Raw genomic sequence first — 21113 nt, forward strand, 5'->3', positions numbered from 1 at the left:
CGGGCTCGGTTCAGCCCGCTCAGTTCAGCACGGACGGGTCGGAGACCTCTTTGCGGATCAGCTTGCCGTTCTCGTAGAAGGACGTGACGTCCACCGATCCGTCGCCGTTCTTGTCCTCTTCCCGGCGCACGATCACGACCTTCGCCGGGTCGCTGCCCTCGAAGAACTCCCAGACGTCCGTCTTGCCGTCCTGGTTCTTGTCGCGTTCGATTCGGGTCGGCACGCCGCTCGCGTCGAAGTAGGTGCGCGCGTCCATCACGCCATCGAGGTTCGCGTCCTCGATCTCGACGTTCCGCGCGCCCGAGACGTACTCGACCCGCCGGTCCACCTTGGCGTCGCCGTTCGTGTCGTGCTCTTCGTACACCAGAATGCCCGCCTGGTACTGGTAGAAGCCGTCGCGACTGCCGTCGAAGTTCCGGTCCACCTCGACGCGCGACGCGCTGTCGCCGCCCTCGTAGAGGATCCAGCGGTCGGGCTTGCCGTCCTGGTTGGTGTCCTCCTCGCGCGAGGCGAGGCGTCCGTCGGGCAGGTACGCGTTCACGGCGTCGAGCGTGCCGTCGTAGTCGGTGTCCTCGGAGCGGGAGACGGTCTGGCCGGACTTCGGATCGATCACGATCTCGATCTCCGAGCGCCCGTCGCGGTCGGCGTCGAGCGTCTTCACGATGCGCTCCTGCTTGCCGGTCTTCTCGGTCTTGGTCTCGAAGATCGAATCGGGGATGTCTCGCTGACAAGGTCGCGTGGGAGCGGCGGTCGGGTCGCTGGGATTCACGGCTCCGGCGCAATCGCGCGCCTCGTCCTCGAGCGCGGTGTTCAGCTCTTCCTGTTTGTTGATCGCCGCCAGCAGCTCTTCCTGGCGCTTCAGCTCGGCCTCGATCTCGGCCTCGAGATCCTTCTGCTTCTCGAGCTCCTCCTCGACTTCGCTCTCCATCTTGTCGTCCGCGTCGCGGTCGCGCGGCTCCGATGGCGCCGAGCGTCGACCTGACTCGAAGGGCACGTCTCCGGTGATGACCCCGTAGAGCCCGAAGGTCGCGGCGCCCAGCAGGGCGCCGACGCCGGCGCCGACCTGCGCGCCGATCAAGGTGCCGATGATCATCGACTCGAGTCCGGCCTCCGCGCGGCGGGCGATGCCGTTCTGCCGCCGCCTCTGGGCCACCGCCTTGGGCGGCTTCTTGGCCTCTTCGGCCGGGGCGCTCGCATCGCTCTCGCTCGTGCTCGCGGCGGGCTCCGACGCTGGCTCCGGCGCCGGAGGGGTCGACGTGGCGCAAGCGAGCGAGAGACACAGCACCGCGACGAGCAGCACGCTTGCGGCATTTCGATCTCGGCTGCGTTTCATCTCTGCTCTTCTCGGGGACCGGACGGTCCCCCGGCCTGACCCTGCGTCGCAAGGCGACGATAACGGATTCTACTCCGACCTCGCCTCCCGCCGACGGGCCGCTTCGAACCCTGCGCCTTCGTCCCGGAATCGGCGGCAGGACTTGCGCGCTTGAGAGCGCCGCAGGCTCGGTTGACAAGGGTGACGCGCTGCGTAAAGTCCGGCGCAGTCGCATGTCTGCGTGTTACCTCGATCCGGTGCGGCTCGAGTTCCCGTTCTGGAGGGCCGATCTCCCCGGAATGGAGGGTGCCGACGCTTCGGGCGGGGTTCGGGACCGTGGGGGCCGCGGGTGGGCCTGACCCTGATCCAGCGCAGCTCCGGTCTTCGCCCCCCCAAGAACCCGAAGATCGCGCTCGTTCTCGCGGGCGGGGCGGTCTCGGGCGGCGCTTTCAAGGTCGGAGGGCTGAAGGCGCTCGACGAGTTCCTGGTCGGGCGCAAGGTCAACGAGCTCGACACCTACATCGGGCTCTCCGCGGGCGCCTTCCTCGCGACCTCCCTGGCCGCCGGGATCACCCCCGACGAGATGATCGAGGCGCTCGAGGGCACCTCGCGGCGGATCGACCAGCTGCGGCCGATCGACTTCTACAGCCCGAACATCGGTGAGGTCATCGGTCGTGCGACCGTCTTCGGCGCCCGGCTGGCGGGCTACCTGCCCGGGCTGCTGCTCGATCTGCTCTCCGTGCTGCCCGATCTGCCGGAGCGCCTCGGGCCGTACCTGCGCCGGCTGCTCGAAGAGCCGACCTACACCCACCTGGAAGCGTTCCTGATGGAGGTCTACGAGGAGATCTCGCCCAAACGGCAGTTTCCTCCGCTAGGCGCCCTGTTGCCGTCCGGCGCGTTCGACAACGCGCCGCTCGAGCGCTGGCTGGCGACCAACATGGCCAAGGTCGGCGTGCCGAACTACTTCGCCGACTTCTACCGGGAGACCGGCCGCAAGCTCTACATCACCGCGACGAACCTCGACAACGCGGAGCGCGTGGTCTTCGGTCCCGAGAACGACCACGGGCTCACGATCTCGGAGGGGGTGCAGGCGTCGAGCGCGCTTCCGGGGTTCTTCAAGCCGGCGCGTTTCAACGGCGTGGACTACGTCGACGGAGGCGTGCGGCGGACCGCGAACATCGACGTCGCGGTGGAGCAGGGGGCGGACCTGATCATCTGCTACAACCCGTTCCGGCCCTTCCTGAACAACCCGCACGCGAGCGGCCGGGTCGGGAGCCGGTTTCTCGCCGACCGCGGGCTGCAGACCGTGATCAATCAGGTCCTGCGCACGATGCTCCACACCCGGCTGGCGATGGGCCTGCGCCCCTACATGCACGACGAGCAGTTTCGCGGCGACATCGTGGTGATCGAGGCGCGCGAGACCGACGAGAAGTTCTTCGACCTGAACCCGCTCGAGTTCTGGCGCCGGGCGGATGCGGTCAAGCACGGCCTCGAGTCCGTGCGCAAGACCCTGCTCGACTCCGCCGACGTGCTCCAGCCGATCTTCGCGCGCTATGGCCTCGAGTTCCGCCCGCCCTCGGACTCCGCCCGGCCTGCCAGCGCCGGGTCGGCGGCCCGCCCGGGCGCGCCAAACCTGCGCGTGGTTTCGAACAGCACCCCGGCCTAGGCCGACACCTCCGCGCGGAATCGAGCTGTCCGTGGCTTGAGCGGTCGCGCCCCAGATGATACGTTGGGCCCGCAACACCGCGGAGGATCCGCGGAATTCCCGTTTCGAAGCGGTTCCGATGCGCCGCGAGGCCTCGGCCGAAGGCGTGGATCCATGTGCACGCTGATCCTGTTGGACCGCGTCGTACCTGAGTTTCCGGTCGTCGTCGCGGCCAATCGGGACGAATTCTTCTCGAGGCCCGCCGCGCCACCGGGCCACTTCGCTCCAGGGAACGGAACGCTTGCCTTCGTCGCGCCGCAGGATCTCGCGGCGGGCGGAACGTGGATGGGATTGAACTCGAACGGCCTCTTCGTCGGACTCACCAATCGCCCGGTGGCGGTTCGGGACCCCGCTGCGCGCTCGCGCGGGCTCCTGGTGACGGACGCGCTCGGGCAGCGCTCGGCCGCGGAAGCGGCGACGGCGATCGAACGTGCCTGCGAGCAGCGGACGACGCCCTTCAACCTGCTGGCGGCGGACGGCCGCGAGACCTGGTTCGCCCGCCTGCAGGGCGACCGCCTCGAGACCCGGTCGCTGTCGCCCGGGATCCACGTCGTCTGCAATCGCGACCCGGACGACCCGGACTCCGGCAAGGTTCGCCGGATCGAGAGCATGCTCGAAGCTCTCGACCCGACCTCGGATCTGGAGAAGCTGGTCTGCGCTCTGGCCCGCCTGCTCGGCGCGCATCCGCACGACTCGAATCCACTCGAGAATCCCTGCGTCCATACAGCGGAATACGGCACGCGCTCCTCGACCGTGCTCGCGGTCGGTCCGCGGCATCGAACCTGGCGCTACGCCGACGGGGCTCCCTGCCAGACCCGGTACCACGATTTCAGCCGCCTGCTGGAGGATCTCCCGCGGGCCGTCACGTGAGGACAAGAGAGACATGAAGCGAATCGGAAGCAACCTGAGGCCGGCCGACCAGAAGCCGCACCGGAACCTGCGCAGCATCATCCGCTATTCGACCAGTGAGAAGCCGGACAACGACTATCCGCGCCGGATCATCTCGCCTCCGCTGCCGGGGGAGTGCTGCACGGACGAGAACCGCGAGCTGGTCGGCAACACCCGGGAGATCGACGGTTTCAAGTTCTGCTACAAGATCTGCCGCACCTGCGGGCACGCCGTCCGCTACTTCTATCCGGCGATCGCGAGCAACGACGAGGCCGTCTCCAAGTACCGGGCCTCGAACCGCTACATGGCTCAGTGACGCCAGCGGCGTCAGGGGTCCAGCTCGAAGGCCTGGGGGTTGCGAAGCAGCGCGCCGTGCTCGGTGAATAGCCACTGAGGCGGCGCGCTGAAGTGCCCCCAGGGCGCGAGCGCGGCGAGCGAGCGGGCGACCAGCTGATCGGCGGGCGAGCGCGGAGTTGCTGCGCCGGGGTCGAGAAGCTCGACGCGGCCGCCCGCGAGGCGAACCGCCCGCAGCGCCGGAAGACCGAGTCGTTCCAGCTGCAGCGCTCGCAGCCAGCAGCTTCGCGCGGCTTCGGGTGACAGCTCGAGCGCGATCGTCTTCGCTCCCGCGCGCGCGCGCATGACCCAGCCGTCGCCCTCGACGGCGATGTTGCGCCCCTCGCGAAACGCCGACGCCTCCGCGTGGCGGGCGTCGTGCCGGCGGATGCGCCGGAACTCGGGCCAGATGCGCTGCCACGCCTCGCGCCGCTGCTCGCGCCCGGCTGCGCCTCCCAGGTACGCGCGAAGCAGGCGCAGGCGATCGCTCCGCGAGACGCCCAGCCCGCGGCGGTGCAGCTTCGCGAGCTGCGTCCAGCGCGCGGCGCCCAGCGCCCTGCGGCGCACGTCGCAGCGCTCGAAGTCGATCATCACGAGGGCTCCGTCGGGTCGCATCAGGAAGTTGTTCGGCGCGAAGTCCTCCTGGTCGACACCCGCGTCGTGCAGCCTTCGCGCAAGCGCGCCGAAGCGCTCGAGCAGGCTGCGCCGCTCGGCGACGCCGAGCCCACCCGAGCGCAGCAGTTGCACGAGGTCGCGCGCGTCGATCTCGCGGACCACCGAGTAGCTGCGCTCGAGCACGCCCATCCGGCGTTTTTCCCCGACCGCGGCCGGTCCGGCGACCTCGAAGCCCAGGCGCTCGATCTGCGCCGCGATCGCGTGCTCGCGGCGCGCCTTCGAGCGCAGCAGGAAGTAGCGCAGTCGCTTGGCTCCTCGCGGGAGCGCGAACACCTTCACGTACAGAGCGGGCTCGGCGCCCGGTGCGTCGACGCGAAAGAAGCGTTTGCGGCCCGTCAGCTCGCGGGCAAGAATTCCCGGGCCCGCGAGAACGGCTTCGGGATCCGCCATCAGGGCTTCGAGCTTCGGGGTCGCCGGAGCGTACACCCACCAGCGGATGCTCGTAGCGGCGCGCGGCATCACGGAGTCAGGCTAGCAAAGATGGAGCTCCAGACGCTGCGCGACGCGGAGCGCTATCTCGACGGACTGATCAACCGCGAGAAGAAGACTCAGTACGACTACGAGCGACTCGGGCTCGCGCCGATCCGCGCGCTGCTGGCGGCGATCGGAAACCCGGAGCGCGGTCTTCGCTGTCTGCACGTCGCAGGCTCGAAGGGAAAGGGCACGGTGACGCTCGCCGCCGAGCACCTGCTTCGCGCTGCGGGAAAGAGCGTCGGCGCCTACACCTCGCCGCATCTGGTCAGCTGGCGCGAGCGCTTCCGCATCGACGGCGCGCCCGTAGGCGAGGCCGAGCTGGTCGCGGCGCTCCGGGCCATGCAGCCGGAGATCGAGCGGCTGCGCCAGGATCCCGAACTCTGCCCGAGCTTCTTCGACGTGTCGACGGCGCTCGCGCTCGCTCTCTTCCGCGAAGCCGCCGTGGACTTCGCCGCGATCGAGGTCGGGCTGGGGGGTCGACTCGACTCCACCAACGCCATCGAATCGAGTGTCTCGATCGTGACGACGATCCAGCTCGAGCACACCGACAAGCTCGGAGACACGCTCGAGGCGATCGCGCGCGAGAAGGCGGGAATCTTCCGAACGGGCGTGCCATCGCTGCACGGAGAGCTCGATCCCGAGGCGTGGGGCGCGATCGCGGCGCAGAGCATCGCGGTGGGAGCGCCGCTCGAAGCTGTCGCGGCGCTGGACGTGAAGAGCTCGGCGGAGGGTCTGCGCTTCTGCCTGGAGGACGGGCGCGTGGTGGAGAGCGGCGTGCTGGGCTCCCATCAGGCCGTGAACCTCGCGCTCGGAATTCGCGGAGCGGAGCTCATGCTCGGCCGCGCGCTCGAGCGCGACGAGCTCGCGCGGCTCGCATCGCTCGAGCTGCCCGCGCGCCTGGAGCGCTTCGGCGACGTGCTCCTCGACAGCGCGCACACGCCGGATTCGGCGCGCGCGCTGCGGCAGACGCTCGAGACCCTCTGGCCGGGCCGGCGCTTCGCGCTCGTGCTCTGCGTCTCGAAGGACAAGGACGCCGCGGGAATCGTCGCGGAGCTCGCCGATGTGACAAGTTTCTGTGTCGCGACGTCGGCCGAGCCGCAGCGCTCGATCGACCCGGAGGAGCTGGCGGCGCTGGCCTGGGCGGTCGGCGTTCCCGACGTCATGGTCGAGCCGGATCCGCGGCGCGCGCTCGCGCTCGCGCGCGAGCGTCGTGCCTTCGGGGAGGCGATCGCGATCGCGGGGTCGATCTTCCTCGCCGGCGCGCTCCGGCCGGACTTGCTGGCCGAACGCGCCCGCGACTAGACTCCGGCCCCGCGCAGGAGGACCCCCCTTGGCACTGATCCGCAAGAAAACCGGCAATTTCCTCGAGGACTTCCGTCTCGGGCAGGTCTTCCGTCACAAAGGCGGTCGCACGCTGACCGAGGGTCTTGCCGCGCACTTCACGGATTTCTCGTTCACGGCCAATCCGCTGCACAAGAACCTGCGCTACGCGCGCGCCTACGGCTATCCGTCGCTGCCGATCCCGCCGGGCCTGGTGATGGCGGTCGCGTTCAGCCAGACCGTCGAGGACGTCTCGGAGAATGCGCGCGCGAACCTCGAGTACATCGACATGCGCTTCGGCTCTGCCGTCTACGCCGGGGACACGATCGAGACCGAGACGACCGTGCTCGGCGTGAAGAGCTCCGCGAGCCGCCCCGAGCTCGGAGTCGTCCACGTGCAGAGCGTCGCGCGCAAGCAGACCGGCGAGATCGTGCTCGCCTACCAACGCAAGGTGCAGGTGTTCCGGCACGATCCGGGCGCTGCGCTCGACGAGGGCGAGGTCGAGGCCGCGCACGTCGACGTGGAGCTCGAGCTGCCCGCGTACGACCCGAACGGCGGCCATTCGGAGCTCGCCCACCTGTCGAACGCGGATACCTACTTCGAGGACTTCGTTCCCGGCGACACGATCGAGCACTCGCGTGGACGCGTGATGACCGACGAGCACATCTTCCTGACGGGAATGCTCGACAACACCTCACAGGTGCACTGCAACCAGACCATGATCGACCGCGACCCGAGCCGATACCTGGGCGGGAAGCTGGTCGTCTACGGCGGGATCCCGTTCGCGCTCTGCCTGGGGCTGTCCAGCCCCGACATCTCCGACAACAGCCTCGGCGACGTGGTCTACCGGACCGGCCGCCACACCGCGCCGATCTTCTCGGGAGACACGGTCTTCGCGTCGACCGAGATCGTCGGCAAGCGAGACCTCGAGGGGCGCCCCGATCTCGGCCGACTCGACGTGATCCTGCGCGGCCACAAGTTCGAACGCGGCGGCGCGGAAGAGAAGCGCGTCGAGATCTTCTACCTGGAACGCGCGCTCGCCGTGAAGCGCCGCTCGCACTACTCGAAGGGCTGATCCGGCAGAGCCGCCGACTGCAGCTCGGCGTAGCGGCGGTACGCGCCACCGGGGATCGCGATCAGCTCGTCGTGCCGGCCGCGCTCGACGACCTCGCCGCGCGACAGGAACAGGATCTGGTGGCTCGCCCGCACCGTCGAGAGCCGGTGCGCCACGACGAGCACGATCCGATCCCGCGCGGCCTCCTCGAGCGCGGCGACCAGACGCCGTTCGGTGTCGGGGTCGAGCGCGGAGGTCGGCTCGTCCAGGATCAGGATCGGCGCGTCGCGAAGCAGCGCGCGCGCGATCGCGAGCCGCTGCCTCTGTCCGACCGAGAGCCCTGCGCCAGCGCGCCCGAGCCGGGTCGCGAGACCCTCGGGCAGGCGCAGGATGAACTCGTCCGCACCGGCGATCCGGAGCGCGCGGCGCAGCTCGGACTCCGACGCGTTTGGATTCGCGAGGCGGAGGTTCTGCTCGATCGTGCCGTCGAAGAGCGCGGTCTCCTGGAAGACGAACGCGATCTGGTCGCGAAGCGAGCTCCGCGTCACGTCCGAAAGATCGATCCCGTCGATCAGAACGCGCCCGTGCGCGGGTCGCAGGAAGCGCGGCACGTGGTAGATCGCAGTGGTCTTGCCCGCGCCCGCCGGACCGACGAGCGCGGTGATCTCGCCGAGCCGCGCTTCGAAGGAGATGCCGCGAAGCGCGGACGTGCCGTCGGGCCAGGAGAAGTCGACCGACTCGAAGCGCAGGCTCCGCCGCGCCCGCGGCAGGTCGGCCGCGCCGGGCGGGTCGCGCTCGGGCTCCAGGTCCATCAGGTAGAAGACGCGCTCGAGCCCGGGTGCTGCGGTCTGGAGCGCGAACCAGAGCGAGCCGAGCATCACCGCGAAGACGCCGATCTGCACGAAGTAGGTGAACAGCACCGAGAAGTCGCCCAGGCTGATCGCGCCGGAGACGACCAGATCGATCGTCTCCAGGAACGCCCAGCGCAGCAGCGCGATCCCCGGCACGGACGCGGCCAGGATCGCGAGCATCGCCAGGCCGATCATGCCGCGGTGTCGCGCGAACGAGCGGGTGCTGTCCCGGTCGAAGCGCTCGCGTTCGCGCGCCTCGCCGCCCTGCGTCTGCACCGCGAGGATGTTGGCGACGCCCTCCTCGAGCGATGCGGTGGTGACCGAGCCAGCCTCACGGCTTCGCGCGCCCTGGCGGCGCAGCAGGCTCGCGAACGGCCAGGTCGCGATGAACGCGATCGGCGCGAACGCGACGGCCGCCAGCGCGAGGCGCGCCTGCCCGAAGCTGTCCCAGATCGTGAACGCGTAGGCCGCGATCGCCAGCGGCACCAGCGTCGGCACGAGCAGGATCCGGTAGCAGGTCTGCGTGATCGAGGGCGTGTCGTACATCAGCCGGTAGACCGCGTCGCCGATTCGCGCGTCGTCGAAGAGGTGCAGCGGCAGGCTCTGGATGCGCTCGAAGAGCCGGGATCGGTAGTGATGATTGAGGTCCTGCGTGAGGCGCAGCGTCCAGCGGAAGTCGAAGAGCCCGAACAGGCCGCCGGCGAAGCTGAAGCCCGCATTCGCTGCGTTCTCGGTCGCGGTCGCGGCGTCGACGCCCGACGAGAGCCATGCCTCGGTGCGATCGCGCTCTCCGCCGTCCGAGCCGATCTGTCCGATCGCGAGCAGCAGGAGCGCCTGCGCGGCGATGGTCCAGATCAGGATCTCCGTGGCCGACGCGCCCTCGAGAACGCGCACGAGCGGGCGCACCAGCAGCGGATAGGACTGGATCCGCTCCGCGAGCGAAAGATCTCCGATCACGTGGTCGATCAGCAGCTTGATCGGCACCGGGAGCACGAGCATCGGCAGCAGCGACACGGCCGTGAGCGCGAGCTTCGCGGCGAATCTGCCCCGCATCGGCGCCGCGTAGCGCAGCGCGCGCGCGAAGATCTCGAGCGTCTCGCGCGACGATCGCCCCTCGCCCGACGGCGCCGCGTTCACGGCGCGACCCGAGCGTCGATGAGTTCGCTTTCGACGAGCGCGCGGTACGCGCCGTTCGGCCTCGCGATCAGTTCCTCGTGCGTGCCCGACTCCGCGACCCGGCCGCGCTCGAGATGGACGATCTGATTCGCGAGCCGGACGGTCGAGAGCCGGTGCGTGACCAGGAAGACGCAGCGACCCTTTCCCCACTCCGCGAGATTTCGCACCAGGCGATGCTCGGTCTCCGCGTCGAGCGAAGCCGTCGGCTCGTCGAGGATCAGGATCGGCGCGTTCTTCAGGACCGCACGCGCGAGATTGATCCGCTGGCGCTGTCCGGTGGAGAGCTTCGCTCCCCGCTCGCCGAGCAGGGTGTCGTAGCCGTTCGGGAGCGCGGCGATGAAGTCGTCCGCGCAGGCGACGCGCGCGGCCTCTCGGATCTCCGCGTCGTCGGCGTCGGGCGCCGCGTAGCGGATGTTCTCGCGGACGCTCGCGGCGAAGAGAACGTTCTCCTGAAGCGCGATCGCGATGTTGCGGCGCAGATTCGCAATGCGCAGCCGGCGCAGATCCACGCCATCGATCTCGATCCGCCCCGCGTCCGGATCGAAGAGGCGAAGCAGCAGCGCCATGGCCGTGCTCTTCCCCGATCCGGTCGGTCCGACCAGCGCGGTGATCGCGCCGACTGGCGCGGAGAAGCTGACTCCTTCGAGGGCCGGGCGGTCCGCGCGGTACGCGAAGCTCACGTCGCGGAACGCGATCCGCTCCCGAAGTGGAGCCAGCGCGATCGCGTCGGGTGCGTCCTTCACCTCGGGCTCGAGGTCGAGCAGCTCGAAGACGCGATCGAGCCCGACGGCGATGTCCTGCGCGCGTCCCCAGGTGCGGAAGATCCCGACGACGCTCCCCGCGCCCGAGGCGAACAGCCCCTTCCACGCGTTGTAGATCCCGAGCGTCCAGACGCCGATGCCGGCGCTGGCCAGCCAGGTCTCGAGCGTCGCGAAGCCGCTTCGCGTGACGAGCGACGCGATCCAGAGCGGTGCGGCTTCGCGGGTGGCGAGCGTCGCCAGGACGCTCGCGGCGAGGATCGCGGATCCGACCACCCAGAATACCGCGACGCCGAACGTCGCGAGCCGGCCGCGCGCGGCACGCGCGCCCGCGAATGCCTGGCGCGAAGCTGCCTCGAAGCGCTCCTGCTCGAATCCCTCGAGCCCGTACGCCTTGATCACGCGCACGGCGCTCAAGCTCTCCTGGATGCGCGAGGTGAGCGCGCTGTTCGTCTCGCGCGCGACGCGGAAATCGGCGCGCAGGCGCCGGGAGAAGAAGAGTCCGAGCGCGAGAAGCGGCGGCCAGGTGGCGAGCAGCAAGAGCGCGAGGCCCGGCGCGAAGCATGCGGCCACGAGTGTCAGCGTGATTGCCTGCGTGAGCGAGGCGATCGGCGCGATCACGTAGGACTGGACGACCTGCGTGACCATCGCGCTGTCCTGGTAGGTGCGGTAGATCGCGTCGCCGACCCGACTCTGGTCGTGGAAGCGGAGCGAGAGCACCTGCAGCCGATCGACGAGCCGGAGCCGCAGCCCCTGATTCACCTTCTGCAGGATCCAGATCCCGTAGTAGCTCGCCGCCATGATCCCGGCCGCGATCCCGAGCGCGAGGCCCGCGAGCAGCCAGGTCAGGCGTTCCGCGAGCACGCGTCGAAGCTCCGGCGCGAGCGCCTCCACGCGTGTGAAGCCATCGACTGGAAGACCCACCGCGAACGCGGCGAGCTCCGAGATCGGCTTGCCCTGCAGCGCGCCGCCCCAGAGTGCAGGTGCGAAGATCAGAAAGCTCGAGAAGCCGAGCGCCGCCAGCACCGCCATTCCGATCAGCAACACCGCCAGGTGTCGGCGAACTCCTCGCAGCAGCGGCAGACAGCGCCGCACCACGCGGAGCTGGCCCCAAAGGTCGAGGTCGACGGGCTCAGGTCTCGCGGCTCCGTTCGAGCTCATCACCGGCCGATGGTACCCTTACGGCGATGATTCGCCCTTTGACCTCGGCCGACATGGCAGATGCGCTGGAGCTTCTGCGTGCCCGGCCGCTGCAGAACCTGTTTCTCGAGTACGTCGTCGCCTCCGGCGTGCTCGGCCGCGTGCCGGGATTCGTCGGTTGGTCTCCGGCGCGCCGCCTCGAGGCGATCGCGATGGTCGGCCCGCTTGGTGGCACCGCCCTCGAGGTGCGCGATGCGAACGCCTTCGCTCCGCTCGCCGAGGCGATCTCGTGCGCGCCGCTCCAGCCGCGACACCTCGTCGGCAGCGAGGACGTGACCGTGCCGTTCTTTCGCGAGTACGAGCGCTCTGCCGCGAAGCTTCGCTGGTCCCGACGCGAGGCGGTGTTGGCGCTCGGGAGTCGCGATCTGCGCGCGCCCGGCCCGGCCGGCGGGCGTGGCCGCGTCGAGACCGCGCGGGAGTCCGACCTCGCCGAGCTCACGGCGAACAGCGCCGAGCAGCACCGCGAGGATCTGGGCGAGGATCGCGAGGCCGCCGACGAATCCGCATTCCGGCAGCGCCACGCACAGGACCTGCGCGACGGTCGCTGGTGGGTCTTGCGCGAGCGCGGCCGTATCGTCTTCCAGGTCCACGTCGGCGCCGCGACCCCGCGGGCTGTGCAGCTCGGCGGGGTGTTCGTCCCCGCCGACTTGCGCGGGCGCGGAATCGCGAAATCCGGTGTTCGCGCGATCTGCGCCAAGCTCCTCGAGCGCCACGAGCTCGTGACACTGTACTGCGACGAAGACAACGCGGCCGCCCTCCGCGTCTACGAGCAGGTGGGCTTCCGGGTCGAGTTCTTCAACCGCAGCTATCTGTTCGAGCCGCTGCGTCCCTGAGACACGCGGCCGCTCAGCGCTGGCACACCGCGCGGTAGTTCCGCCAGGAGTCGAGCAGGAAGTCGCGAACGCGCCGCTCGGCCGCCTCGCTCTGTCCGGGGCCGACGTTCGCGCGCACGGCGAACATCGTCATCGGCCGGCCGCCCGTGAACATCTGCCCTGGGGCGGCGCGCAGCTGCGCCCTCCAGCCGGATTCGACCGGCCGGCCCTCGTAGACCAGAAGCGACGCGATCACGGCGCTCGCCACTCCGGAGCGATCGCTCTCCAGACGCGAGCGCACGATCGGCAGGCGGCCGTCGTCCGATTCCAGCCATTCGATCGTGTCGCCTCCGGGAGCGATCTCCTGCCACAGGCGGCGCGTGCCGCGGTAATAGAGCAGCCGCGGCTCGTAGCTTCGGACGACGGCGAACCGCAGCGCGGGCGCGTCGCTGGTTCCGGGCACGACGCCCTCGCGGAACTGCACGGCGTCATACTGGACCTTCATGAGCTTCGCGCGTTCGGGATCGACCGCGGCTTCGACGGGGACGAGCGCGGCGGGGTTGGCGCAGTCGTCGCCGCGAAGCAGGGCGTTCGCGTGCAGGGTCACGGGCACGAGCGCGATCGCGGCCAGGACCGTCAGGGCGACCGAGAAGCGATCCGAGATCTGGACGCGCTGGCCCGACGCGATCGTCGGCCGCATGGCGTCGCGTCCCGCGATGGCGAGCAGCGCCGCGATCACCACCGCGAAGAGGACGATTCCCGACGCGGGGTGCAGATCGGTGTCGAGGATGTCGGCGCCGTAGGTCATCGAGAGCAGCACGAGCGCCGTCACCCGGAGCACGTTCACGCCGAGGGCGAGCGGGATCGCGCCGAGCAGGAGCGCGAGTCGGCGCCCGCGCGAGCGCGAGAAGTGCGCGAGCACCAGCGCCGTGATGAGCGCCGCCTGGATCGTCGCCCAGCCGGAGCAGTTGTCGGCGACCTGCACGGTCAGACCCGGAACCGAGAGCGTGGTGCCGACGCGCGCGATCGGCGTGCCGAGCAGGGGAACGAGCCAGCTCGTGCCGACGGCCGCGATCGGCCGGAGCACGGAGTAGATCGGCGTCAGCATTCCCGTCGGGATCGGGACGATGAAGACCGCTCCCGCGAGTGGAAACGCGAGGTCCCTGGTCCGGCGCGCGCCCAGAAGCAACAGCGAGAGCCCCGGCAGCGCGAGCACGAACGCGACGACCGAGAGCATCTGCGTCTTGATCGCGGCGTCGAACGCCAGAAGCAATAGCGCCGGCACGATGAACAGAAAGCCGAGCGCCGAGGCGCGCGGAGACGGATCCGGATCGAGCTTCAGCTGCTCGCGCACCAGATACGCGAGCACGAACGGCATGAACACCGTGTGAACCTCGCTGAACGCCGAAGACGTGCCGCGGTCGACGAGCCACGCGCCCGTGGGCGCGAAGGCGAGGGCGAACGGCGCGAGCCAGATCCAGCGAAGCATGCGCACTCCTCTCGAATCGTTCGCCTGATCTAGACGCGCGGGAACTTCGGCGGGCGTCGCTCCAGGAAGGACTGCACACCCTCCTTGAAGTCGGGCCGCGAGAAGCTCTCGACCATCAGGCTCACCGCCTCGTCGCAGGACGGGCCGAGCTCGCGCGTCAGCTGTTGATAGACCTGCCGCTTCATGACCATCATCGACGCTGGCGACGAGCTCGCCGCGAGCTCGCGCACGTAGTCGACGCTCTGCGCCAGCAGCTTCTCGTCCGGAAGCACCCGGTTCACGAGCCCGATGCGCTCCGCCTCGCGCGCGTCGATCTTGCGGCCCGAGAGCAACAGATCGAGCGCGTGCGCGGATCCGACCAGGCGCGGAAGCGTCCAGGCGAGGCCCCACTCCGCGATCAGCCCGCGGCGCACGAACGCGGTGGTGAAGGTCGCGCTCTCCGCAGCGAAGCGCAGATCGCAGAACAGCGCGATCGGCATCGCCATTCCCGCGCACGGCCCGTTGATCGCAGCGATGATCGGCTTGCGCACCGACATCAGGTACGAGTAGTGCTTGCGGAACGACTCACCCATCGCCGGGTCACCGGGATCTGCCGCCAGCGCCGACGCGCCACCGGCGCCCATCCGCTCGCCGCTGCTCAGCGCCTGCAGGCCCTTCAGATCCGCACCCGCGCAGAAGCCGCGCCCGGCGCCGGTGAGCACGATCCCGACCACGCTCTTGTCCGACTCCGCGCGAGCGATCGCATGGCGCAGCTCGTCGCCCATCCGGTCGGTCCAGGCGTTCAGCCGCTCGGGTCGATTCAGGGTGATGGTCGCAACCGGGTCTTCGACCGAGTACAGGATCTGCTCGTACACGTCCGTCTCCATTCTCGTCAGGGCCGCATTCCGCGGGCTTTTCTACCGATCTCTTCGGGCGGCGGACGATACGCCGTCTCCACCCAGTCACAGAGCAGGGGCCGCGTGTCACGCGGGTCGATGATCTCCTCGACGCCGAAGATCTCCGCGGTGCGAAGCGGCGAGCGCGTCGCGGAGAGCTTCTCCTCGAGCTCGCGGCGCAGGGCGTCCGGATCGGCCGCGGCCTCGAGATCGCGCTTGTAAGCGGCCTCGACTGCGCCCTCGATCGGAAGCGACGCCCAGTCTCGCCCGCGACGCCGATCAGGAATCCCGGGTTGTCGACGAAGTTCACCACCGGCAGGTGGAACGGGTCGCACAGGTCGACGAAGCGGACCATCTTGTCCGAGGCCGCACCGTCGATTGCTCCGCCGAGCCAGCGCGGGTCGTTGCCCATCGCGCGGACCGGCCGCCCGGCCAGGCGCGCAAGGCCCGTGACGGGCGAGCGTCCGAAGCGCGGCGCAACCTCGAAGAAGCTCTCGCGGTCGAGAACCAGCGCCAGGATTCCGCCGCAGATCGTGCGGCTCTCTGCGGCTGCGCGGCACGATCTGCAGCAGCGCCTCCTCGCGCCGATCGGGCGGATCGTCGCACTTCTCGACTGGCGGCAGCTCGTGAACGGACGCCGGCAGATGGGACAGGGAGCGGCGGACCTGCGCGAACGCCTCGTCCTCGCTTCCGACCTCGTTGTCGACCGCGCCGCTCTGGCGCGTGTGGATCGCCGAGCCGCCGAGCGTCTCCTTGTCGACGTCCTGTCCGATCCCGCGCCGCACGATCGGCGGGCCCGCGACGAAGAGCTGCGAGCTGCCCTTCACCGTCACCGAGAAATGCGAGAAGACCGCGCGCGCCGCTCCGAGCCCCGCCACCGGGCCGAGCGCCGCCGCGACGGCGGGCACGGTCGAGAGCAGCTCGGTCATGATCTCCATCGCGGGGTTCGCGGGCACGTAGGTGCGGCGCCTCGTCTCGAGCGACTTCACGCTGCCGCCGCCGCCCGTGCCCTCGACGAGCCTCACGATCGGCAGCCGCAGCCCCGGCGCCGTGCGCTCGGAGTAGCCGGCTTCGTATCCGACCGCTGCGTCGGCTGCCCCGCCGCGCACGGTGAAGTCGTCGCCGCCGACCACGACGCGGCGACCGTCGATCCGCGCGATCCGCGCGATCCGCTCCCGCACCGTGAGCCGCCCGGCCTCGTGCTGGCGCGCGACGCGCTCCGCGCCGCCCATCTGCGCCGCAGGCGCCTCGCGGCGGCGCAGCTCTTCGACCTCGGGCTTCCAGCTCACGCGGCCAGCATAGCAGCGGGGCCGAGCCCGCGGGCGTAGAGTCCCCCCGGCAAGGGAGGGCAAATGGACCAGCTCGTGAGCACGCAGTGGCTCGAAGATCACCTTCGCGATGCGGACTTGCGCATCTTCGATGCGACCGTGCGCTTCGTGCCCGAGGCCGGCGCCCTCCGGGTCTCGAGCGGTCGCGAGGAGTATCTCCTGCGGCACGTGCCGGGCGCGGGGTTCCTGGACCTGCTCTCGGACCTGTCCGATCCGGCGAGCCCGCTCCGCTTCACGCGGCCGAGCGCGACGCGCCTCGCCAACGCGTTCTCGCGCGCCGGGATCGGTAGCGAGAGCCGCGTGGTCGTCTACAGCGCCTCGAGCCCGATGTGGGCCACGCGCGTCTTCTGGCTGCTGCGCGCCGCGGGCCACGCGGCCGTCGCGGTGCTCGACGGCGGCTTCGCGCGCTGGGTCGAGGAAGGGCGGCCGGTCGATGGCGCGGCCTGCCGCTACGCGCCCGCACAATTCCGCGCCGAGCCGCGCGAGGATCTCTGGGCCGCGAAGGAGGAGGTGCGCGCGGCGATCGGGGACGCTGGAACTTGCACGATCGACGCGCTGCCGAGCGCCGTGCACCGCGGCGAGGCGGGCCTGGGCTACGCGCGCCCGGGGCACATCGCGGGAAGCGTGAACGTCCCGTTCGAGAGCCTGCTCGAGCCGCAGACCGGCTGCTTCCGGTCGCGCGAGGAGCTGCGAGCGCGCCTTCGCGACGCGGGTGCGCTGGAGCGCGCCCGCGCGATCGCGTACTGCGGCGGCGGGATCGCGGCCACGATGGCCGCGCTCGCGCTGGTCCGCGCGGGTCACCCGAACGTGGCCGTCTACGACGGATCGCTCGACGAGTGGTCGCGCGATCCGGGACTTCCGATGCAGACCGGCGACTGAGGCCGGAGCGTCGGGCTCCTGGCTAGCTCGCGAGCTCGGGGCGGTTGGTGAACTGCGCGAGCGCCTCGGGGTTGGCCAGCGTCTCCAGGTTCTTGGGCGCGCGGCCGTGGACGACGTCGCGCACGGCGAGCTCGACGATCTTGCCGCTCTTCGTGCGCGGGATGTCGCTCACCGCGACGATCCGCGCGGGAACGTGGCGGGGAGTGGCGTGCGCGCGGATCGCGGCGCGGATCTTCGCCTCTAGCGGTGCGTCGAGCGCGACGCCATCGCGCGGGCGCACGAAGAGCACGACGCGGACGTCGCCGGCCCAGTCCTGTCCGATCGCGAGCGCCTCGGCGATCTCGTCCAGCTGCTCGACGGGCCGGTAGATCTCGGCCGTGCCGATGCGCACGCCGCCGGGATTCAGCACCGCGTCCGAGCGCCCGTACAGCGTCATGCCGCCGTTCGGTGTCAGCTCGACCCAGTCGCCGTGGTGCCAGACGCCGGGAAAGCGCTCGAAGTACGAGGCGCGGTAGCGCGCGCCGTCCGGGTCGTTCCAGAAGCCGACCGGCATCGAGGGGAACGCGCGCGTGCAGACCAGCTCGCCCTTCTCGCCGGGCGCGAGCGCCCGGCCCGCGTCGTCGAAGACGTCGACCGCCATGCCGAGCGCCAGACACTGCGCCTCGCCGCGGCGCACCGGAAGCGTCGGGCTGCCCGCGACGAAGCAGCCGGCGATGTCGGTGCCGCCCGAGATCGACGAGAGCAGCACGTCGGGCTTGATGCCGCGGTAGACGAAGTCGAAGCTCTCGGGCGCGAGCACCGAGCCGGTCGAGAGGATCGTCTCGACCGAGGACAGGTCGTGCGTCGCGCGCGGCTCGAGCCCGGACTTGCGAACCGCGTCCAGGTACTTCGCCGAGGTTCCGAACACCGTCACCCGCTCCGCGTCGACCAGGTCGAAGAGCACGCGCTCGTCGGGGTGGAAGGGCGAGCCGTCGTAGAGCACGAGCGTCGCGCCGGCGGCGAGCCCGGTCGCGAGCCAGTTCCACATCATCCAGCCGCAGGTGGTGAAGTAGAACAGCCGGTCGCCGCGTCGCAGATCGGTGTGGAGCCGCTGCTCGACCGCGATCTTGGCCAGCACCGCTCCCGCGCCGTGCACGATGCACTTCGGCGCGCCCGTCGTCCCGGACGAATAGAGGATGAAGAGCGGGTGGTCGAAGGGCAGGCGCGCGAACTCGGGCTCGCCCGGGCGCGAGCGAGCGAGCTCGCCGAAGTCGAGCGCGCCCGGGAGCGCGCGCGCGCCGACGAAATCCACCGTCACCAGCCGCGACAGCGACGGCAGGGCCGCGCGGATCTCGGCGACGCGCTCGGAGAGGTCGAAGGTCTTGCCGGCGTAGCGGTAGCCGTCGCACGCGAACAGCAGCTTCGGCTCGATCTGCCCGAACCGGTCGAGCACGCCCCGGACGCCGAAGTCGGGGGAGCACGAGGACCAGATCGCGCCGAGCGACGTCGCGGCGAGCATGGCGACGATCGCCTCGGGGCCGTTGGGCAGGATCGCGGCGACGCGGTCGCCGGCGGAGATGCCGAGCCTCCGCAGCTCGGCCGCGAGCGACCCGACCTGCGCGCGGAGCTCCGCGAAGGAGAGCTCGCGCCGCGAGCCGTCCTCGCCGCGAAAGATCAGCGCGGTCGCCGGGTCGGTGCGGCGCAGCAGGTTCTCCGCGTAGCTGAGCCTCGCGCCCGGGAAGAAGCGCGCGCCCGGCATCCGGTCGTCGACCAGGAACGGCGCGGGCCCGGGGTCGCCGATCAGCTCGCAGAAGTCCCACGCCGCGCGCCAGAACTCCGCCCGCTCGTCCACCGACCAGCGCCACAGCTCCGTGTAGCTCGCGAAGCGGCGGCCGGTTCGCGCCTCGATGCCGCGCTGGAACGCGCGCATGGCCGAGCGCTCGACGCGCTCGGGCGAGGGCGTCCAGAGCGGGGCGGAGCTCACCCGCAGCGCTCGCTCAGCGAAGGCCCCGGCGCATCAGCTCCTCGGCGATCTGCACCGCGTTGGTCGCCGCGCCCTTGCGCAGGTTGTCGCCGACGGCCCACAGCCAGAGGCGGTCGCTGGTCAGGTCGCGCCGGATCCGACCGACGAAGACCTCGTCCCGGCCGGCCGCGTCGGCCGGCGTCGGGAACACGTTCTTCGACGGGTCGTCCATCACGACCACGCCGGGGAACGCCGCGAGCGCGCGCCGCGCTTCGTCGGGCGAGATCGGCCGCTCCGTCTCGAGCAGCACCGACATCGAGTGGCCGACCGGGACCGGCACGCGCACGCAGGTCATCGCCACCTCGAACTCGGCGTCGTCGAGGATCTTGCGCGTCTCGTACAGGAGCTTCACCTCCTCGGTCGAGTAGGCGTCGTCGCGGAAGGTCTCGCACAGCGGCACGACGTTGTTCGCGATCTGTCGGGCGAACTTCTCGGGCTTCGGCAGCGGCTTGCCGTCCTGCACCGCGCGCTGCTGCGCCTCGAGCTCGTCGAGCCCGGGCGAACCCGCGCCGGTGACCGCCTGGAAGGTCGTCACCACCGCGCGGCGAAGCTTCGCGAGCCGGCGCAGCGGCTCGAGCGCCATCACGAACGGCATCGTGGTGCAGTTCGGGCTCGCGAGCAGCCCCTTGTGCTTCTCGACCGCCGCGCCGTTCACCTCGGGCACCACGAGCGGCACTTCCGGGTGCATCCGCCAGGTGCCCGACTTGTCGATCGCGATCCCGCCGCGCTTGCCGACCTCGGGGCCGAGCGTCTTCGACAGCTCGCCGGTGGCGGCGAAGAACACGAAATCCATGCCCTCGAAGGCGTCGGGCTCCGCGAGTCCGACCGGCAGCTTCTTGCCCCGGAACTCGACCGTCGTGCCGACCGAGCGCTCGCTGGCGAGCGGCCGCAGCTCGGCGACCGGGAAGTTCCGCGACTCGAGCACGCGCAGCAGCACTTCGCCGACCGCGCCGGTCGCGCCGACGATCGCGACCTTCCGATTCGAACCACTGGATTTCGACATGGGCCCGCCATCGTATCGCTGGCCGCCGCTTCGCGCCAAGGCTAGAAACCCGGGCATGCAGTCGATCCACGAGAGCGTGTTCCGCGCCCCGGGCGTGCAGATCTACGGCCGCGTGTCGATCGCGGAGCACGCGTCGCTCTGGCCCTACGCGGTGATCCGGGCCGAAGCGCAGCAGGTGTGCATCGGACGCTTCAGCAACGTCCAGGACTTCGCGATGATCCACGTGGGCTACGACGACGCCACCACGATCGGCGAGTTCTGCTCGATCACCCACCGCGCCACGATCCACGGCGCGACGATTGGCGACCACTGCCTGATCGGGATCGGCGCGACGATCATGGATGGCGCGGTGATCGGGAAGGGATCGATCGTGGGCGGCGGGGCGCTCGTGCCCGAGGGGAAGGTCTTTCCCCCGGGCGTGGTCCTGGTCGGCGTGCCCGCCAGGGTGATCGCGGAGCGCGACTCGTCGCGCGAGAACCGGCTGAACGCCTGGCACTACCAGCGCAACGCGAGCTTCTACCTGCGCGGCGAGCAGCGCGCCTGGGACGGCCCCGGGTACCGCGCCTGGCTCGAGGCCAAGCGCGCGGAGGTCGCGTCGGACCTGGATCTCGCGCGTTCCCCGTCGTAGAGCCACGCTAGACTGAGCCTCGGGGGGACGTGATGAGCGCAGGCGATTCCGGAGCGGACCACGCGCGCGAGCTCAGCCCGCTGCGCAAGACCACGCGCGCGACCAGCGTCGAGGGGCTCGTCGACGAGCAGCTGCGCCACTTCTCGCTCGACCCTGCGAGCCCGCTCGGGCGCGAGCTCGCCGCGGTCGCCGGCCACGTCTACCGCGCGAACCAGGCCATGCACGGGCTCTGGGACGAGACCGTGCGCAGGCTCGCCGGACTCGACCGGAGCGACCGGATCGCGTTCTTCAACGCGAAACGCTTCCTCTGCTTCCAGCTGGCGAAGCTGCTCGACCCGCTGCAGAACCCGA

General features: G+C 70.5%; 17 protein-coding genes and 1 pseudogene. 9 read left to right on the plus strand and 9 right to left on the minus strand.

The window, feature by feature from the left end:
• Positions 1 to 19 precede the first annotated feature (19 nt).
• Positions 20 to 1333, minus strand: coding sequence for a hypothetical protein (locus FJ108_09615; GenBank protein MBM4336158.1), 1314 nt, complete (start codon positions 1331 to 1333; stop codon positions 20 to 22).
• 220 nt (positions 1334 to 1553) lie between these two features.
• On the opposite strand from FJ108_09615, the gene FJ108_09620 reads away from it, so the two are divergent.
• The 3 genes from FJ108_09620 to FJ108_09630 all read left to right on the plus strand — a co-directional run bounded on the left by FJ108_09620 (position 1554) and on the right by FJ108_09630 (position 4221).
• Positions 1554 to 2978, plus strand: a complete 1425-nt coding sequence (locus tag FJ108_09620) for a hypothetical protein (GenBank protein MBM4336159.1) — start codon at positions 1554 to 1556, stop codon at positions 2976 to 2978.
• A gap of 153 nt (positions 2979 to 3131) precedes the next feature.
• Positions 3132 to 3887 (plus strand): NRDE family protein, encoded by a 756-nt coding sequence (locus FJ108_09625; GenBank protein MBM4336160.1) that lies wholly within the window; start codon positions 3132 to 3134, stop codon positions 3885 to 3887.
• Positions 3888 to 3900: 13 nt separating this feature from the next.
• Entirely contained in the window at positions 3901 to 4221 is a 321-nt protein-coding gene (locus tag FJ108_09630) for a hypothetical protein (protein MBM4336161.1), read from the plus strand.
• Between the two features lie 11 nt (positions 4222 to 4232).
• Here FJ108_09630 and FJ108_09635 read toward each other — a convergent pair whose 3' ends face one another.
• On the minus strand, positions 4233 to 5372 hold the full coding sequence (locus tag FJ108_09635) for a hypothetical protein (protein ID MBM4336162.1): 1140 nt from the start codon (positions 5370 to 5372) through the stop codon (positions 4233 to 4235).
• Between the two features lie 21 nt (positions 5373 to 5393).
• Here FJ108_09635 and FJ108_09640 point away from each other — a divergent pair, with 21 nt between their 5' ends.
• Positions 5394 to 6689 (plus strand): bifunctional folylpolyglutamate synthase/dihydrofolate synthase, encoded by a 1296-nt coding sequence (locus FJ108_09640; GenBank protein ID MBM4336163.1) that lies wholly within the window; start codon positions 5394 to 5396, stop codon positions 6687 to 6689.
• The gene (locus tag FJ108_09645; protein ID MBM4336164.1) at positions 6463 to 7782 is read left to right on the plus strand and encodes a hypothetical protein; all 1320 of its coding nucleotides are present in this window, start codon (positions 6463 to 6465) and stop codon (positions 7780 to 7782) included. Before FJ108_09640 ends, FJ108_09645 begins: the two co-directional genes overlap by 227 nt.
• Here FJ108_09645 and FJ108_09650 read toward each other — a convergent pair.
• Positions 7767 to 9749 (minus strand): ABC transporter ATP-binding protein, encoded by a 1983-nt coding sequence (locus tag FJ108_09650; protein ID MBM4336165.1) that lies wholly within the window; start codon positions 9747 to 9749, stop codon positions 7767 to 7769. The genes FJ108_09645 and FJ108_09650 overlap by 16 nt on opposite strands.
• Positions 9746 to 11707, minus strand: coding sequence for an ABC transporter ATP-binding protein (locus FJ108_09655; protein ID MBM4336166.1), 1962 nt, complete (start codon positions 11705 to 11707; stop codon positions 9746 to 9748). Before FJ108_09655 ends, FJ108_09650 begins: the two co-directional genes overlap by 4 nt.
• Before the next feature lie 26 nt (positions 11708 to 11733).
• On the opposite strand from FJ108_09655, the gene FJ108_09660 reads away from it, so the two are divergent.
• Positions 11734 to 12579 carry a GNAT family N-acetyltransferase gene (locus FJ108_09660; protein MBM4336167.1) on the plus strand — a complete coding sequence of 282 codons (846 nt, stop codon included), beginning with the start codon at positions 11734 to 11736 and terminating at the stop codon, positions 12577 to 12579.
• 13 nt (positions 12580 to 12592) lie between these two features.
• Here FJ108_09660 and FJ108_09665 read toward each other — a convergent pair whose 3' ends face one another.
• The 3 genes and pseudogenes from FJ108_09665 to FJ108_09675 form a co-directional block, all read right to left on the minus strand.
• Positions 12593 to 14047: an exosortase/archaeosortase family protein gene (locus tag FJ108_09665; protein MBM4336168.1), complete on the minus strand. Its 1455-nt coding sequence runs from the start codon at positions 14045 to 14047 to the stop codon at positions 12593 to 12595.
• 29 nt (positions 14048 to 14076) lie between these two features.
• Positions 14077 to 14913: an enoyl-CoA hydratase gene (locus FJ108_09670; GenBank protein ID MBM4336169.1), complete on the minus strand. Its 837-nt coding sequence runs from the start codon at positions 14911 to 14913 to the stop codon at positions 14077 to 14079.
• Positions 14914 to 14918: 5 nt separating this feature from the next.
• A pseudogene (locus FJ108_09675) lies at positions 14919 to 16211 on the minus strand (methylmalonyl-CoA carboxyltransferase).
• Positions 16212 to 16274: 63 nt separating this feature from the next.
• Here FJ108_09675 and FJ108_09680 point away from each other — a divergent pair.
• Positions 16275 to 17129, plus strand: coding sequence for a sulfurtransferase (locus FJ108_09680; protein ID MBM4336170.1), 855 nt, complete (start codon positions 16275 to 16277; stop codon positions 17127 to 17129).
• A gap of 22 nt (positions 17130 to 17151) precedes the next feature.
• Here the strand turns inward: FJ108_09680 and FJ108_09685 are convergent, their stop codons facing one another.
• Entirely contained in the window at positions 17152 to 19092 is a 1941-nt protein-coding gene (locus FJ108_09685) for an acetoacetate--CoA ligase (protein MBM4336171.1), read from the minus strand.
• Positions 19093 to 19105: 13 nt separating this feature from the next.
• Positions 19106 to 20134 (minus strand): aspartate-semialdehyde dehydrogenase, encoded by a 1029-nt coding sequence (locus FJ108_09690; GenBank protein ID MBM4336172.1) that lies wholly within the window; start codon positions 20132 to 20134, stop codon positions 19106 to 19108.
• Here FJ108_09690 and FJ108_09695 point away from each other — a divergent pair.
• Together FJ108_09695 and FJ108_09700 are read left to right on the plus strand one after the other, a co-directional pair.
• On the plus strand, positions 20133 to 20762 hold the full coding sequence (locus tag FJ108_09695; GenBank protein ID MBM4336173.1) for a gamma carbonic anhydrase family protein: 630 nt from the start codon (positions 20133 to 20135) through the stop codon (positions 20760 to 20762). The two genes, FJ108_09690 and FJ108_09695, sit on opposite strands and share 2 nt — an antisense overlap.
• A gap of 32 nt (positions 20763 to 20794) precedes the next feature.
• Positions 20795 to 21113, plus strand: a 319-nt coding sequence (locus FJ108_09700) for a Cys/Met metabolism pyridoxal-phosphate-dependent enzyme (GenBank protein MBM4336174.1), incomplete at its 3' end; no start/stop codon positions are given.

This window comes from Deltaproteobacteria bacterium (assembly GCA_016875225.1).
Classification (GTDB): domain Bacteria; phylum Myxococcota_A; class UBA9160; order SZUA-336; family SZUA-336; genus VGRW01.

What these genes read in the sequence shown, in the direction of transcription:
- FJ108_09615 (MBM4336158.1), bottom strand. Translation starts at nt 1,333, where the DNA reads ATGAAACGCAGCCGAGATCGAAATGCCGCAAGCGTGCTGCTCGTCGCG.
- FJ108_09625 (MBM4336160.1), top strand. Translation starts at nt 3,132, where the DNA reads ATGTGCACGCTGATCCTGTTGGACCGCGTCGTACCTGAGTTTCCGGTC.
- FJ108_09630 (MBM4336161.1), top strand. Translation starts at nt 3,901, where the DNA reads ATGAAGCGAATCGGAAGCAACCTGAGGCCGGCCGACCAGAAGCCGCAC.
- FJ108_09635 (MBM4336162.1), bottom strand. Translation starts at nt 5,372, where the DNA reads ATGCCGCGCGCCGCTACGAGCATCCGCTGGTGGGTGTACGCTCCGGCG.
- FJ108_09640 (MBM4336163.1), top strand. Translation starts at nt 5,394, where the DNA reads ATGGAGCTCCAGACGCTGCGCGACGCGGAGCGCTATCTCGACGGACTG.
- FJ108_09655 (MBM4336166.1), bottom strand. Translation starts at nt 11,707, where the DNA reads ATGAGCTCGAACGGAGCCGCGAGACCTGAGCCCGTCGACCTCGACCTT.
- FJ108_09660 (MBM4336167.1), top strand. Translation starts at nt 11,734, where the DNA reads ATGATTCGCCCTTTGACCTCGGCCGACATGGCAGATGCGCTGGAGCTT.
- FJ108_09665 (MBM4336168.1), bottom strand. Translation starts at nt 14,047, where the DNA reads ATGCTTCGCTGGATCTGGCTCGCGCCGTTCGCCCTCGCCTTCGCGCCC.
- FJ108_09670 (MBM4336169.1), bottom strand. Translation starts at nt 14,913, where the DNA reads ATGGAGACGGACGTGTACGAGCAGATCCTGTACTCGGTCGAAGACCCG.
- FJ108_09680 (MBM4336170.1), top strand. Translation starts at nt 16,275, where the DNA reads ATGGACCAGCTCGTGAGCACGCAGTGGCTCGAAGATCACCTTCGCGAT.
- FJ108_09695 (MBM4336173.1), top strand. Translation starts at nt 20,133, where the DNA reads ATGGGCCCGCCATCGTATCGCTGGCCGCCGCTTCGCGCCAAGGCTAGA.
- FJ108_09690 (MBM4336172.1), bottom strand. Translation starts at nt 20,134, where the DNA reads ATGTCGAAATCCAGTGGTTCGAATCGGAAGGTCGCGATCGTCGGCGCG.